Source organism: Acinetobacter sp. MYb10, from assembly GCF_002980175.2.
Taxonomy (GTDB): domain Bacteria; phylum Pseudomonadota; class Gammaproteobacteria; order Pseudomonadales; family Moraxellaceae; genus Acinetobacter; species Acinetobacter guillouiae.
The window spans coordinates 1,208,029-1,223,484 of sequence record NZ_CP058272.1; the positions used below are offsets into that span (position 1 = coordinate 1,208,029).

General features: G+C 39.8%; 12 protein-coding genes. 4 read left to right on the forward strand and 8 right to left on the reverse strand.

The features are described from left to right. Positions 1 to 647 precede the first annotated feature (647 nt). From CQZ96_RS05730 to CQZ96_RS05740, 3 genes are all read left to right on the forward strand, one after another. Complete coding sequence (locus CQZ96_RS05730; RefSeq protein WP_004820560.1) at positions 648 to 2,072, forward strand: GntP family permease; 1,425 nt, start codon at positions 648 to 650, stop codon at positions 2,070 to 2,072. Positions 2,073 to 2,105: 33 nt separating this feature from the next. Beyond that, positions 2,106 to 2,891: a 3-hydroxybutyrate dehydrogenase gene (locus tag CQZ96_RS05735; RefSeq protein WP_096733811.1), complete on the forward strand. Its 786-nt coding sequence runs from the start codon at positions 2,106 to 2,108 to the stop codon at positions 2,889 to 2,891. Positions 2,892 to 3,096: 205 nt separating this feature from the next. Next, a complete protein-coding gene (locus tag CQZ96_RS05740; protein WP_105712987.1) occupies positions 3,097 to 4,053 on the forward strand; it encodes a 3-hydroxyacyl-CoA dehydrogenase NAD-binding domain-containing protein in 957 nt (318 codons plus the stop codon). 1,149 nt (positions 4,054 to 5,202) lie between these two features. Here the strand turns inward: CQZ96_RS05740 and paaG are convergent. Both paaG and CQZ96_RS05750 read right to left on the reverse strand, forming a co-directional pair. Next, a complete protein-coding gene (paaG, locus tag CQZ96_RS05745; RefSeq protein WP_105712989.1) occupies positions 5,203 to 5,991 on the reverse strand; it encodes a 2-(1,2-epoxy-1,2-dihydrophenyl)acetyl-CoA isomerase PaaG in 789 nt (262 codons plus the stop codon). 40 nt (positions 5,992 to 6,031) lie between these two features. Then, positions 6,032 to 7,834, reverse strand: coding sequence for an acyl-CoA dehydrogenase C-terminal domain-containing protein (locus tag CQZ96_RS05750; protein ID WP_105712990.1), 1,803 nt, complete (start codon positions 7,832 to 7,834; stop codon positions 6,032 to 6,034). A gap of 329 nt (positions 7,835 to 8,163) precedes the next feature. On the opposite strand from CQZ96_RS05750, the gene CQZ96_RS05755 reads away from it, so the two are divergent. Beyond that, on the forward strand, positions 8,164 to 8,598 hold the full coding sequence (locus CQZ96_RS05755) for a PaaI family thioesterase (protein WP_105712991.1): 435 nt from the start codon (positions 8,164 to 8,166) through the stop codon (positions 8,596 to 8,598). A gap of 350 nt (positions 8,599 to 8,948) precedes the next feature. On the opposite strand, the gene CQZ96_RS05760 is transcribed toward CQZ96_RS05755, so the two are convergent. Genes CQZ96_RS05760 through CQZ96_RS05785 form a run of 6 tightly spaced genes read right to left on the reverse strand, consistent with a single transcriptional unit; the run spans position 8,949 to position 15,410 of the window. Next, positions 8,949 to 10,157: an MFS transporter gene (locus tag CQZ96_RS05760; protein ID WP_105712992.1), complete on the reverse strand. Its 1,209-nt coding sequence runs from the start codon at positions 10,155 to 10,157 to the stop codon at positions 8,949 to 8,951. Positions 10,158 to 10,175: 18 nt separating this feature from the next. Then, positions 10,176 to 11,492: an outer membrane trimeric porin-like protein DcaP gene (gene dcaP / locus CQZ96_RS05765; protein WP_105712993.1), complete on the reverse strand. Its 1,317-nt coding sequence runs from the start codon at positions 11,490 to 11,492 to the stop codon at positions 10,176 to 10,178. A gap of 41 nt (positions 11,493 to 11,533) precedes the next feature. Next, positions 11,534 to 12,187, reverse strand: coding sequence for a 3-oxoacid CoA-transferase subunit B (locus CQZ96_RS05770; protein ID WP_105712994.1), 654 nt, complete (start codon positions 12,185 to 12,187; stop codon positions 11,534 to 11,536). Further along, positions 12,187 to 12,855, reverse strand: coding sequence for a 3-oxoacid CoA-transferase subunit A (locus CQZ96_RS05775; protein ID WP_004721455.1), 669 nt, complete (start codon positions 12,853 to 12,855; stop codon positions 12,187 to 12,189). Before CQZ96_RS05775 ends, CQZ96_RS05770 begins: the two co-directional genes overlap by 1 nt. A 47-nt stretch (positions 12,856 to 12,902) precedes the next feature. Beyond that, on the reverse strand, positions 12,903 to 14,198 hold the full coding sequence (locus tag CQZ96_RS05780) for an MFS transporter (RefSeq protein ID WP_016539715.1): 1,296 nt from the start codon (positions 14,196 to 14,198) through the stop codon (positions 12,903 to 12,905). A gap of 57 nt (positions 14,199 to 14,255) precedes the next feature. Beyond that, positions 14,256 to 15,410 (reverse strand): acyl-CoA dehydrogenase family protein, encoded by a 1,155-nt coding sequence (locus CQZ96_RS05785; RefSeq protein WP_105712995.1) that lies wholly within the window; start codon positions 15,408 to 15,410, stop codon positions 14,256 to 14,258. Positions 15,411 to 15,456: the final 46 nt, after the last annotated feature.

The following is a 15,456-nucleotide window of genomic DNA, read 5'->3' on the forward strand; positions in this document are numbered from 1 at the left end:
ACCTAACTGATTTATAGCGCTATAATACGCTAAACCAAGCGAGTTTTGATCCTAAAATGAGTCATTTGAGCTATCGATTTGCTTATAGAATAAGATATCAATCCATGCTAGCTGATCTCACTTTTGCTCAGATTGATGTCTTAATGAAAGTTTTTAATTTGTATGATCTGTAAAAATATGTTTATGCATTTAAATCAGGGCAAAATCGATATACGACGTATTTCAAGCAACATACTTGTCAATAAAATCACTGCTATAAATAAAAATTAAAATGCTCAATATATACTCATTCATCTATACCTCCACTTTGGCTTTTTTCTTTTGCTTATCTATGACCTATTGCGCAAAAACCTCATGAAACTTGTTTCTATTCATTAGTTTTCCATATTGACTCATAAATATTTTCAAACAATGCCTCGAATAATTTGGATTATAGTTTTATCCATCATTTGGAAATGGATATTCCAATTTATAAGTCTGGACGATTTATAAAAGCTAAATTTATTGATCAATATTAATTTCTCTAGATATCCATTTTTATTGGTTTCACTCACTAATGCATTTTTATGATTGAGATAGCCTTGTCGTGATTTGAAATAAAAACAAGGTGGGTTTTGACATATATTCTTTAAGGACGGAGTAAAAATATGTGGGAACTGGGTATAATTTTACTTTCTCTTGGCTTGTTGATGTACACAGCCTACAGAGGATTTTCTGTAATTCTCATGGCACCGATTTGTGCCTTATTGGCCGTCTTGCTGATTAACCCTGCCAACGTTTTACCATTTTATTCTGGTGTGTTTATGCCAAAAATGGTGGGCTTTATTAAAGATTATTTCTTGGTGTTTTTGCTGGGTGCGATTTTTGGTAAAGTTGTTGAAATGTCTGGTATTGCTGAATCCATTGCCAAAACGATTGTTAAATTAATTGGCTCTAAAAATGCAATGCTTACCGTTGTTCTGCTAGGGGCAATTTTAACCTATAGCGGCGTCAGTTTATTTGTCGTGGTTTTTGCAGTCTATCCTTTTGCAAACCAATTATTTAGACAAGCAAATATCCCTAAACGTTTGATTCCTGGCACGATTGCACTGGGTGCTTTCTCCTTTACCATGGATGCCTTACCGGGTACGCCTCAGATTCAAAACGTTATTCCAACTACATTTTTTGGAACCAATATTTATGCAGCGCCATTTTTAGGGATTATCGGTGCAATCTTTGTTTTAGGTGTTGGTTTAACTTATCTGGAATGGCGTCGTCGTGTTGCTGCTCGCAATGGAGATGGCTTTGCATCTGGTATTACTTTAACAGAAGCCGAACTTCAACAATTCGAAAATCAATCTCAGCAACAAGATAATGGTTCTGGTCTACGTCAATTCATGGCATTTGTTCCCTTAATTTTAGTTGCAGTGATGAATAAATATTTATCTACAGCAATTAAAACATGGTATCCAAATGGCTTTGATTTTAATGCACTCGGACTGGCAAACTACACTGTCGATGTCGCAAAAACGTCAGCGATTTGGGCAGTTGGTTTGGCTTTAATCGTTGGGATTGTCACTGCGATTATGTTCGATTATCGTCGTGTTTCAACCAGCTTTAAAGAAGGTGTAAATGCAAGTATAGGTGGTTCTCTACTCGCTGTGATGAACACTGCATCTGAGTATGGTTTTGGTGCAATCATTGCCGCTTTACCGGGTTTTGCCGTAATCAGCCATGCTTTAGGTCATACATTTACCAATCCACTAGTCAATGGTGCAGTCACCACAACCGTTTTGGCAGGGATTACAGGTTCAGCATCTGGCGGTATGAGTATTGCCCTCAGTGCCATGGCTGACCAATACAATACAGCTATTGCTGCAATGGGCATTCCTGCTGAAGTCATGCATCGTATTGTTGCAATGGCATCTGGCGGTATGGATACCTTACCGCATAACGGTGCCGTAATTACCCTACTTGCAGTCACTGGGCTTACACATAAACAATCTTATAAAGACATTTTTGCCATTACCATCATTAAAACAGTTGCAGTATTTGTCGCAATTGCCGCATTTACATGGTTTGGTATCGTCTAAGTTTATCTTCAAAATGAACACAGGGAGTCAATAATGAGTCAACTTCTCAAAGATAAAGTTGCATTTATCACAGGTTCAGCAAGTGGTATTGGTCTTGAAATTGCCAAAAAATTTGCCCTTGAAGGTGCAAAAGTAGTGATTTCGGATATGAATGCGGACAAATGTAATGAAGCAGTTTTAGCCTTAAAAACTGATGGATTTGAAGCCTTATCTGCACCTTGTGATGTTTCAGATGAAGATGCTTATGCTGCTGCTATTGGTCTAGCACATAGCACCTTTGGTCGTTTGGATATTTTGATCAATAATGCTGGTTTTCAACATGTTGCTGCCATCGAAGAGTTTCCAACTGCCATTTATCAAAAACTACTAAATGTCATGCTGGTGGGTTCTTTTATTGGAATCAAACATGCATTTCCAATCATGAAGGCACAAAACTATGGTCGTATTATCAATATGGCTTCGATCAATGGTTTAATCGGCTTTGCTGGAAAAGCGGGTTATAACAGTGCCAAACATGGGGTGATTGGTTTAACTAAAGTTGCAGCGTTAGAATCTGCTCGTGATGGAATCACGGTCAATGCATTATGCCCAGGTTATGTCGACACACCTTTGGTACGTGGTCAAATTAAAGATTTAGCCAAAACCCGTAATGTCAGCGAAACAAGTGCACTTGAAGATGTCATTTTAGCCATGGTGCCACAAAAGCGCTTACTCAATGTTGAAGAAATTGCAGATTATGCCGTTTTCTTGGCGAGTGAAAAAGCAGCGGGCGTGACGGGTCAGGCAGTGGTTATGGATGGTGGTTATACCGCTCAATAATACAGTTGATGATTGTAATGATCATGAATTTATCTCTATGTAAATCATCTAACCAGATGTAATACATATTCATTTGTAGGGGAAATTCTCCCCTACTGTTTTTAGTGTTTCTATCTTTAGTTTTTATCAAAGTGAAAGGCTCACTTTGTCATGTGTCATAACGAGACAATCCAACGTTCTCAGGTTATTCAAGGAAAATGAATATATGAAACCCATAAATAAAGTTGCCATTATCGGTACTGGTGTTATTGGTGCAAGTTGGGCAGCATTCTATTTAAGTAAAGGATTTCAGGTGAGTGCTTTTGATCCTGCTGTTGATGCAGAATTAAATTTAAAAAATAGAGTTCAGACCTATTTACTTGATTTGTTTGAATTGGCTGAAGAGCAAACCACTTCTTCTGATCATTATGTTTCAGACACTTTAAAAAATCTCACTTTTTATCAAAATCTAGCAGATGCGGTAAAAGATGCCGATTTTATTCAAGAAAATGGTCCTGAGCGGATTGATCTAAAAAAAGACTTATATGCACAGCTTACTCAAAATTGCCCCAAAGATAGCATTATCGCCTCAAGTTCATCTGGCTTAAAAATCTCAGATATTCAACATGATTGCCTTTATCCTGAAAGAATTGTACTGGGCCATCCTTTTAATCCACCACATTTATTACCTTTGGTTGAAATTATTGGTGGAGAAAAAACCCAAGCCAACTATATCCATGATGCTTTTGAATTTTATAGATTATTGGGGAAAAAACCGATTTTAATTCAAAAAGAAGTCAAAGGCCATGTCGCCAATCGTTTACAGTCTGCAATTTGGAGAGAAGCGTTTTATCTGGTTTCTGAAGGTGTATGTAGCGCAGAAGATATTGATATTGCGATCACCAATGGACCTGGATTACGTTGGGCAATATTTGGTCCTTATTTAAATATGCAGTTGGCCAATCAACATGGATTTAAAGCCGCTATGCATCATTTAGGTGAACCAATGTCTGAATGGTGGGCTGATATGCACCCTTATACTTTATCTGAAGAAAAAATTGAGATGCTGAATGAAGAAACTCAGCAGTTTGTTAAAAAGCTAGGCGATAAGAATCTTCAATTACTTCGTGATCAGGCATTACTGCGATCTTTAAAGATGCGTAAAGAGTTAGATTTGCCTTAAATGGGATTTTACAAAAGTGATCTCCTTTGATTCTCCAGAATTCTCATCTGGAGAATTTAGTCTTCAAAAACTTAGCCAAGGGAATCAGGATCATTGACCTTCCCGCTCCTAAATTGAATCAACAGATCAAAGCACCCCAAGCAACAATTTTAGACTGAACCTTGTTGCTCATTTTTGAACTATATCAAAAATGCCCATTAGCTTTTAGATTGTTCGAAAATTCGAATAGACATGCCAAGTTTCATATCATTATTGTTCTACTAAAAACATTTATCCTTGTCTTATTCGCTACTTTAATCATTAAGTCGCCCAAATAAGGGAAGTATTATGCTCAACAATAAAATAAAGTTAAAACAAATGTGGTAAAGCAACTTCGATATGATGAATGAAAATATAAATAATCTCTAATTCAAATGGTGACCCAATATGCGAACTTTCTATACGATTCTCATCGGTATAATGCTACTCCTTGCAATTCTTTTTATAAGTCGAATATTACGTGGTCGCTTTAGTCCAACATTATTTTTTATTCTGTTCATCTTGATTTGGTTTGTAGCAATGAGCTGGAATATGTATATGGGCATACAAGCAGGATATGCGGTTAAAGAAGAATTCTTAATATTTTTACTAAATTTTGGTATTCCTTCTCTTCTCGCAACTTACTTCATATATAAAAAATAAAAGCTCTATTTAGCTTACTAAGGTTAAAAACCATCATGTAAACAACGATCAAAACTAGGGTCTGTTGACATTTCATAAATAGCTTGCGTTGTAGGTTAAAATTGAGCAGGCAAGGCATGAAATGAAGAGAATAGCGAGACTATTTTCAAGTTTCATAACGCAGGCTGAGATAATTTTAACTACAACCCTGAGCAAGAACAAAGCACTACTTTGTTTGCAGCGCAAGGCGCAGCGGGGGGACTAGCGTGTTTTTTGTCGCTTCGTGTTACCTTGCGAAACAATGTTTCTCATCATTTAGAATGACTAAATTTCGTATTTCGCGCCTAAAATCGCCTAAAAAACACACGTAGTCGCAAGCATAGACGAATTGTAAACAGACCCTCTTATTACTTATTATAAAGCACTCTCCAAAGAGAGTGCTTTTTGAGTTAACTTTTACTGGTTAAACATGATTAGGCATAGATTTGATCAATTAAAATTAGCTTTCCTTTTTTCGATAAAAGCCGCAATGCCCTCTTTATAATTGTCTGATTGTCCAGCAATACGCTGTAACTCTCGTTCCAACTGTAACTGTTCAGCCAAAGTATTTTGCGAGGCAGTATTTAATGCCTTTTTAATTAGCGAAATCGAACTGCTTGGTTGCTCTGCCAAACGTTCCGCCAATTCAATCACGCCCTGATCAAAAGCATCATCTTCATAGACCTCCCAAATAAGCCCCCAACTCAAGGCTTTCTGGGCAGATAACTTATCCCCGAACATGGTCAAACCTTTGGCTCGGGCAAGCCCCACCAGATGTGGCAAATTCCACGTCCCACCTGCATCTGGGATTAAACCGACTTTGCAAAAAGACTGTATAAAAGCAGCAGATTGTTTGGCCACAACAATATCGCAAGCCAAAGCCAAATTCGCACCAGCACCAGCCGCTACGCCATTGACCGCAGCCACAACAGGTTTAGCCATATTGGAAATTTTAACGACTAACGGATTATAAAATTTTTCTAAGGCAGCACCTGCATCATAATCAGCTGCGCTTATCACCTCTTTGTTTCTGGCTCTTAAATCCTGACCCGCACAGAAGCCCTTGCCTGAACCAGAGATTACAATGGCTTTAATCTCAGTAGAAACCGCCCACAGGTCTAAAATTGCAGCAATTTCACGATGCATTTGCTCATTAAAACTATTGAGCACCTCGGGACGGTTTAAGGTTAAATAGCCCACCCGATTTTCCTGCCGAATCAAAATATGTTGAAAATCCATTTATTTTTACTCATTTAAATAAAAAACAGCCTGACCCTGCTTAAAAAGCAAAGTCATCTTGTTCTAATTCCATTACCGCTTCAGCACCTGATGCAATAGCAGCCGCATGACTTTGGGTACGGTGTAATAATTTTTGAAAGAAAAATTTCGCTGTGGTTAATTTAGCCTGATAAAATTTTTCGTCCTGCGTTGCTTGGCTTAACTTTTCATCTGCTACTTGCGCCATACGTGCCCAAAGATAAGCAAACACGACATAGCTAGAGAAATACAGATAATCAACTGAAACAGCGCCAATTTCTTCTGGGTTTTGCTGTGCTTTTTTGGCAACACTGTCTGTGATTGATAACCACTGTTGCTTGAGTTCCGTCAGTTTTTCCAGATAAGCTGCCAATACGGTATTTGATTGATTGGCTGTAATAAACTGTTCTATTAAATCAGTCATATTTTTTAATAGTTTGCCATCCGACTTGAGCACCTTACGTGCCAGCAAATCTAAAGACTGAATCTCTGTGGTTCCCTCATACAAGGTTGAGATACGGGCATCACGAACAATTTGCTCCATGCCATGTTCAACAATAAATCCATGCCCACCAAAAATTTGTACGCCGTGTTTTGCAGCTTCATTGCCTGATTCAGTTAAAAAAGCTTTGGCAATCGGGGTTAAAAATGCCAACAATTCATCTGAGATTTTCTGTTGTTCAGGATCATTGGATGTTTCAACAATATCAACATGCTGAGCCAGAAAATACGCCAATACGCGACCACCTTCAGAAAAGGCTTTTTGCGTCATTAACATCGAACGCACAGCTGGATGCACAATAATCGGATCAGCATTTTTATCTGGATATTTTGCGCCTGATAAAGCACGCATCGCCAAACGTTCTTTGGCATAACTCAATGCACCTTGAAATGAAATCTCCGAAGCCGCCAACCCTTGTACAGCTGTTCCAATACGTGCTGTGTTCATAAAGGTAAACATACAATTTAACCCACGGTTTTCAGGACCAATTAAATAGCCTTTGGCCCCATCAAAATTTAAAACACAGGTTGCATTGCCATGAATCCCCATCTTGTGTTCAATCGCACTACAGATAACCTTATTGCGATCTTGGCAATCACCTGCATCATCGAGGTTAAATTTAGGCACGATAAACAGTGAAATCCCTTTGGTCCCCGCTGGTGCTTGTGGTAATCGGGCTAAAACAATATGAATAATATTTTCTGACAGATCATGTTCACCAGCAGAAATGAAGATTTTTTCGCCAGTTATTGCATAACTTCCATCTGGGTTTGGTTCGGCCTTGGTGCGGATCAAACCTAAATCTGAACCGGCATGTGACTCAGTTAGACACATTGTCCCTGTCCACACGCCACTAATCAGTTTGCTTAAAAATTGTTGCTTCTGTTCTGCTGTGCCATGATGTTCAATGGTGCGCATTGCACCATGCGATAAGCCTGGATACATTGCCCAAGCCCAGTTAGAACCACACAGCATTTCTGAGATTGCAATACGCAATAATGTGGGTAGACCTTGACCGCCATATTCAGGATCCGCCGTCAGTGAGGTAAAACCCAATTCAGTATATTTATGATAAGCCTGTTTAAATCCCGCTGGGGTTGTAACAACACCCTGATTTAAATGACAACCTTCCTGATCACCATTTTGATTGATGGGTGCAAGCTCATTTTCACAAAAGTCTGCTGCGGCATCTAAATATTGATTGATCAATTCACGACTGACCGTTTCCTGATATTTGGGTAGTTTTTGGTAGTTTTCTTCTGTTTGCAGCATTTCATGCAATACAAATTGCATATCACGCAGTGGTGCTTTGTATAAAGGCATAGTGTTTCCCTTTTAGTTCTTCTGCCGATGATGCAGATAGAGATGATTTCCCTTGGATGACAATTTTATTTTACGATTGCTTAAAAATATCAAATAAATTTCTTATTGCAAAATTTATTTTCATTTTAATTAGATAAATTTATTCAAAAATACCATCAAAAATATGACAAACCGACACAACAAGCTGTATTTTAACAATAATATTTAAATAAATAAAAATTCAAGTATAATATTTGATTAAAAAATAATTTTGTATAGCAAAATATTATTTCGTAAAATTAAATTTTATAGTATGGTAATTAGATCGCTTAACACTCCAAGGATGATTTATGGATAACCCTCAATACACAGGTCTTGAATTCTTAACTGCTTTAAAAAATGGTGAAATTTCAGCGTCGCCCATGGCGCAAACCATTCCTATGCAGTTAATCGAAGTTTCTAAAGGCAAAGCGACGTATAAGGTTACGCCAAGTCAAGCGCATCGAAATATACAAGGAACAATCCATGGCGGTTTTTGTGCGACTGCTTTAGATACTGCAACGGGAAGTGCAGCACATACCTTACTGGAATATGGCGTGGGTTATGGCACGATTGATCTCAATGTGAAAATGATTCGCCCAATGCAGATCGATACCACCTACTACGCACAAGCTGAACTGATTAATGCTGGACGTAATATCATTACCACAGAAGGTAAAATTGTGGATGAAAATGGCAAAATTTATGCTTTTGCGACGGCAACACTGATGATCATACGAAAATAATAAAAAGACTAAGCCCTTGTGCGGCTTAGGGTCTGTTGACATTTCATAAATGGCTTGCGTTGTAGGCTAAAATTGAGCAGGCAAGGCAGGAAACGAAGAGAATAGCGAGACTATTTTCGAGTTTCATAACGAAGGCTGAGATAATTTTAGCCACAACCCTGAGCAAGAACAAAGCACTGCTTTGTTTGCAGCGCAAGGCGCAGCGGAGGACTAGTGTGTTTTTTGCCGCTACGTGTTACCTTGCGAAACGATGTTTCTCATTATTTAGAATGACTAAATTTCGTATTTCGCGCCTAGTATCGCCTAAAAAACACACGTAGTCGCAAACGTAGACGAATTGTCAACAGCCCCTATTCTTTTATCACTGTTTTCTTCATGACATAAAAATCTATTCGGTCAATTATAAAACTTAGAATTGCCATGGCTAAACCCACAGCCACACAGACACTCCATCCCCAATGTTTCCACGTGTAGACCGCAACCAAAGAACCCAACGCAGCACCACCAAAATACAATGTCATATAAATAGAATTAATTCGAGAACGTGCTTGTGCTGAAATTCGATAGACCAGATTTTGGTTAAGTACATGAAAGGCCGATAAACCAAAATAAGCCAAAATCACACCTCCTGCATAAGCCAGCAAAGACTGTTGGGCAAAAAACAGTGGAATCCATGCCAGTACCAATAACCACATACAAATCAGTGCAACTTTATTTTCCAATCCTTTGGCAATTTGTTTTCCCGCCCAAGGGGTTGCAAACACACCCGCCAAACCAACTATGCCAAATAAGCCAATTTGGAAATCATTAAAATGATAAGGCGCATTGGCAAGAATAAAAGTCATGGTGGTAAAGATCAACGCCAATATACCGAAGCCGATCCCACCTGCCAGACCGCGGCGGATTAAATGTGGCTGATCAACGGCCAATGTAAACAATGAACGATAAATTTGCAGCACTGTTAATTGATGAGATTTTCGAGCAACGGGTAATTTAAGCCACATCACTACTGCAAAAGCTAAAATCACAATACCACTGAGTAAATACACCGCATGCCATGACCAAACGGTCGAAAGTAAGCCTGCGATTGATCTGGCCAAGAGAATGCCTAAAAACAAGCCACTCATCAGTGTTCCGACAATTTGCGGGCTTTTTTGAGGGCTCGCCAAACCAGCAGCAAATGGCACCAAGACTTGTGTCGTAATCGAAAAGAAGGTGGCTAAAAAGGTAAAACCATACAATACGGACAAACTTTGACTTAAAGAAAGTCCGATCTGGGCGAAACCTGTGCAGCACATCAACAAACAAATATAGCTACGCTTTTCAAAAAAATCACCGAGCGGCACCAAGATAAACAGACCAACGGCATAAGAGAGTTGGCCGATCACAATTGTTAAAGCGACTTGCTCTGCATTGACCTGTAAGGCTTCTGCAATAGAATAAATCAAAGGCTGGTTATAATAGTTCGAACCTGCACAAATTCCACATGCCATTGCCATGATGAAAATAAAGCTTTTTGACAAGATATGCGTTGTGTCAGGTTGAACTATTTTTTCCATTGCGCAGCTCACCTTATTTTAGAATTTGTACATCGACACAAAGTTAATGCGAGAAACATCTGCTGTTCTTCCATCAAACACTTCACGCTTACCTTGATGATATTCCATACCAATATCAATTTGCTCAGCAGGTGAATAAAACAGATTGGCAGCATAATCCGTTAAACGCTTATTTGCGTCAGGATTGAGTTTTGCATAGGCTGAATCATCATCAAAATCAAAAATCGATGCAGATAAATTTGCACGCCATTGCGGATTAAATTTATATGAATAGCCAATATTTAAGCTATTGAGTTTATTCATCTCTAAATCTGTTTTTTGCGCATTTAAAGAAAAATCACCTGCCGCATTTAAACTGGTTGCATTTGTCAGGCCAGTTTGTGTGGTATATGGCATGAATTTTTGATCACCCACGATATATTGATAATTCGCCTGTACAGATTGCGCTGGGCTTAGTTGGTATTTTAAACCAGCACCCGCGCCCCAACTGACTTTTTTAACGGTATCTTTCGCAACATCTACTGATTTTTCATTGACAAAACCTTGAGCCAAAGCCGTTAAGGCACCTTCTTTTACCGTATATCGACCTGTCAATGTCGGGAATGCTGAAACCCGAGATCCAGTGTATTCCAATGCGACTTTTAAATCACTCTTGCCATTTATCTTCCAGTCATAGCGCACTTGAGGTGTACGGGTATAAGAGGTTCCCATAAACTGAGTATAATCGACGGACTCTGTACGTGTTTCCATATTGGACATCAAAGACCATGTTTGACCGAAAGTCCAATCTTTATAAGTAAAGAAAGCATGACGAATACGGAATTTACCATCGCCTGTACCCATATTGGCACTGTCAAAGAAATCGGCTTCAATATTTCCTGTTACAGCCTTATCTGGACTGTTGAAATACACCCCGATTCGACTGGCATTGATCATGGCATCTGAGCGGGCATGATCGGAACGCTTGTCACTTTCAAACGGAGTACGGTTTAAGCTATTGGTGGTTCTTCCTCCCGAATCTGGTGAGGACTTAAAATCAACTGCAGCATCAAGTCGAGCAATTCCATAGACTTTAACATTGTCGGTCCAAGTCACCCACGAAGGTGCTATTGGCTTCGCGGTTTCAAGTGATTTATTTTTTTCTACATTTTCTTCAATTTTTGCTTGTTTGACCTGCAAATTATTTTGTGACAGCTTTTGAGCTTCGAGTTCTGCTTTGAGTTTTTGCAGCTCTGTCTCTAACAAATTAATCCGTTGTTCTGCTGTCACTGGTGAATTTGCAAAAATAGTCCCTGAAGCCACAGCGCAAGCTGTGGCTAAAATTAATTTTTTCATCTTTTAATCCTTAAAGAAGCTTTTTTTCCTACGCTTATAAACTAAGCGTCTCGTGCATCTATCAACGGGCAGCCCGTTACTGCCTGTAATTCATCAAAACTCAGTCCCGAAACCATTTCAGTGACATAGGCTTTGTGATCTTTTAATTCAATAATGCATAAATCGGTATAAATACGATCTACACACTGTTCCCCTGTAATGGGATAACTCAATGCATCGACAATTTTAGCTTCGCCCTTTTTGGTGACATGCTCCATATAGACATAAATTGACTTGGCTCCCACCGCTAAATCCATTGCACCACCTACAGCGGGAATATCATCAGCTTTGCCAGTATGCCAATTGGCTAAATCGCCATTCACTGCGACCTGAAAAGCACCAATCACACAGATATCCAAATGCCCACCACGCATAATGTCAAAGGAATCTCCATGATGCATAAAGCAACCACCATCCAATAAAGTCACTAACTCCTTTCCAGCATTGACCAAGTCCTCATCTTCTTCACCTGCTTTGGGTGGCGGGCCAAAGGCCAAAACCCCATTTTCTGAGTGTAGAAAGATTTCTTTGTCTTGAGGTAAATACTTCGCAACATTGGTGGGTAAACCTATACCTAAATTGACATAAGCTCCTTCGGGAATATCCTGAGCAATCAACTGAGCGATATCTTCACGAGAACGTTTTTGAACTGACATTAGATATCTCCTACTTTGACAACATGCTGTACAAAAATCCCGGGGGTGATAATGCACTCAGGATCAAGGCTTCCTAGATCTACCGTATGATTCACTTGAACAATGGTTGTTTTTGCCGCTTTTGCCATAATCGGGCCAAAGTTCCGTGCTGCCTTACGATAGGTCAAATTCCCCCAACGATCGGCTTGATCGGCATAAATCAACGCAAAGTCAGCTTCAAGCGGATACTCAAGTACATAGTTTCGACCGTTAATGGTTCTGGTTTCTTTGCCTTCTGCGACTTTTGTGCCATAGCCTGTCGGTGTAAATATTGCACCTAGACCTGCACCTGCCGCTTGAATACGACAGGCTAAGTTGCCCTGTGGAACCAGTTCTAACTCAATCTTTCCTGCACGATATAAGTCTTGAAATACAGTCGAACCTGCTGACTTTGGAAATGAACTGATCATTTTTCTGACACAACCTGCAATGATCAGCTTGGTCAAACCACGATCACCAGAGGCAGCATTGTTATTGACAATGGTCAGCTCTTTTTTACCTAAATCGATTAAGGCTTCAATCAGTTCCGCAGGCTGACCTGTCACACCAAAACCACTGGTCATGATGGTTGCGCCATCAGGAATTGCCTTTAAAATCGGTTCAATGTCACTGGTGATTTTATTTATCATTTCGCTTGTCCCTTTTCATCCTTAAATTGACGTGACAGGTCAAATTGTCACTCTGCCTTTTGCGGGTTAAATAGTCGGTCTTTAATAAATAACAGTGGAATTACACCGCATATAAAGTACGCCCCAGCCATCACCAACAGTCCTAAACCAATCGAACCATGTTGTGATAAATAACCGATGGTTAATGGTGAGAAAATTGAAAGTACTTTACCGATGTTATACGCACCGCCGACTGCCGAGCCTCGAATTGAGGTTGGAAAACTTTCAGTCATATACGTGGCATTGATTGCATACGGTATGCCGTATAGAAAACCAAAGAACAGCATGAGCCATAAAATATTGGCAGGCGTGTTAAGGTAAACAATCACGGGAATAAATAGAGCTGTGCCAATTGTGCCGAATGCAAATACAGCGCGGCGACCCAATTTATCCGCAATAATTCCAGCAATAATTTTGGCAAACATCATGATTAAGAAAGTGCCGACCATATACATCGCCATTTCTTTAAACTTGATTCCTAGATCAGATTCCAAATAAGCCGGCAGCCAGTTACTCACCCCGTAATAACCAAATTGCAAAGCACCAGTACTCAAAATCCACAGCACAAACATGGTGCCATGTTTCTTATCTTTCAAAATTTCCCAATACGGATTCTGACGTTTTACAGGCTGTGCATTTTGTGGCGTTGCAATGACTTTTAATTGGCGTGCTTTTTTCCATGACTCAGGCTCAGGTACGATAAAATGCATCAGTACTGATAAAATAATCGGGGTAATTGCAAGCCAATATAGGAAACGCCAGCCATGTTCAGGAATAATATGACCTGCCAATAAAGTCGCAAGTAAAGACCCCAAGGTATAGCCCGTCATCAGTGTTGCCAACACTGTAGAACGATGTTTGGTCGGCACCATTTCAGACATTAAAATATTACAGGCAATATAAAGTGCGCCTAAGCCCATTGCACCGACTGTTCTTAAAATCGCAAATTGCATATATGAATGCGTAAAACCCAATGCACAGGTCAGAACAGAAGAAAAAGCAATAAAGAATACGATCACGCGTACTCGGCCAAAGCGATCACAGGCCCATCCGCCGACTAAGCCACCCACAGCGGAACCTAACAAAGTCAAACTGCCCAATGTGCCTGCTTGTACACCACTCAAATGAAACTCGGCCTTTAAACTGGTCAAACTTAACGCTAAAAAGCCTAAATCTGCGCCATCACAAAGCAAAGTAAAGAATGCAAAGATAAAGGCCGTAATCCAAATCTTTTTGGGTGTCTGAATCACCTCTCCAGCCCCATTATTACCACTATTATTTTGTGTAACTGTTTCCGTTGTCATGTCCATATCCTCAGAAGGAATATGAGGCATCCCCTGCCTCATGGCATCTAATTGTTATTAGGCTGTAGCGTCCCTAATCATGTTTTTTGCGATAATCAATTGTTGAACTTGCGTGGTTCCTTCATATAAACGGAACAAACGCACATCACGATAAAAACGTTCAATGGCATATTCACTGATATAACCAGCACCACCGTGAATTTGTACGCAACGATCTGCGACCCGACCACACATTTCAGTGGCAAACATTTTTGAACAAGATGCTTCTGTACTAATGTTTTCGCCATTATCACGGCGACGCGCAGCATCGAGCACCATACATTTTGCCGCGTAAATCTCAGCTTTTGAGTCTGCAAGCATGGCTTGGATCAATTGAAAATTAGCAATCGGCTGACCAAATTGTTTGCGCTCAATGGCATAGTGAAGTGCGTCATTTAACATCCGTTCAGCCACACCGACGCTATATGCACCAATATGTAAACGACCTTTATCTAAAACCTTCATGGCTGTTTTAAAACCAATACCTTCAATTCCGCCAATCAGTGCTGATGCTGGAACGCGGCAGTTTTCAAAAATCACATCACAAGTATGAGAACCTTTTTGTCCCATCTTTTGATCGATTTTTCCCAAACTAATCCCGGGCGTATTGGCTTCAACTAAAAATGCAGAAATACCACTTGCGCCTTTAATATCAGGATTGGTCCGCGCCATCACGGTAAAAGTAGCAGCATGTGGTGCATTGGTAATAAAGCGTTTGGTACCATTTAAAACGTAGAAATCACCATCCTTGACCGCACTGGTTTTTAAAGAGGCGGCATCTGAACCTGCCTCAGGTTCGGTTAAGCAAAATGAACCAATAATTTCACCACTGGCATAACGAGGAAGATATTTTTGTTTTTGTTCTTGTGTGCCATCAATCAAAATTGCACTTGAACCAATACCATTGTTGGTACCAATCAGTGAACGGAATGCCGGTGAAGTTTGCCCAAGTTCAAATGCAACATTCACCTCCTCTTCCATGGTAATTCCCAATCCACCATATTCTTCTGGAATGGTTAACCCAAACAAACCTAACTCACGCATTTGTTGCACGATATCCTCAGGAATTTTGTCCTGCTCGGCAACCTCATGTTCACGTGGAATCAATTCATTTTTTACAAAGTCACGAATTGTTGTGAGCAACTGTTGCAACATTCCTTCATCACGGATCATCTATGATCTCCCTTCTTTTGTAGCTTCATTGCATCCATCAGCTATT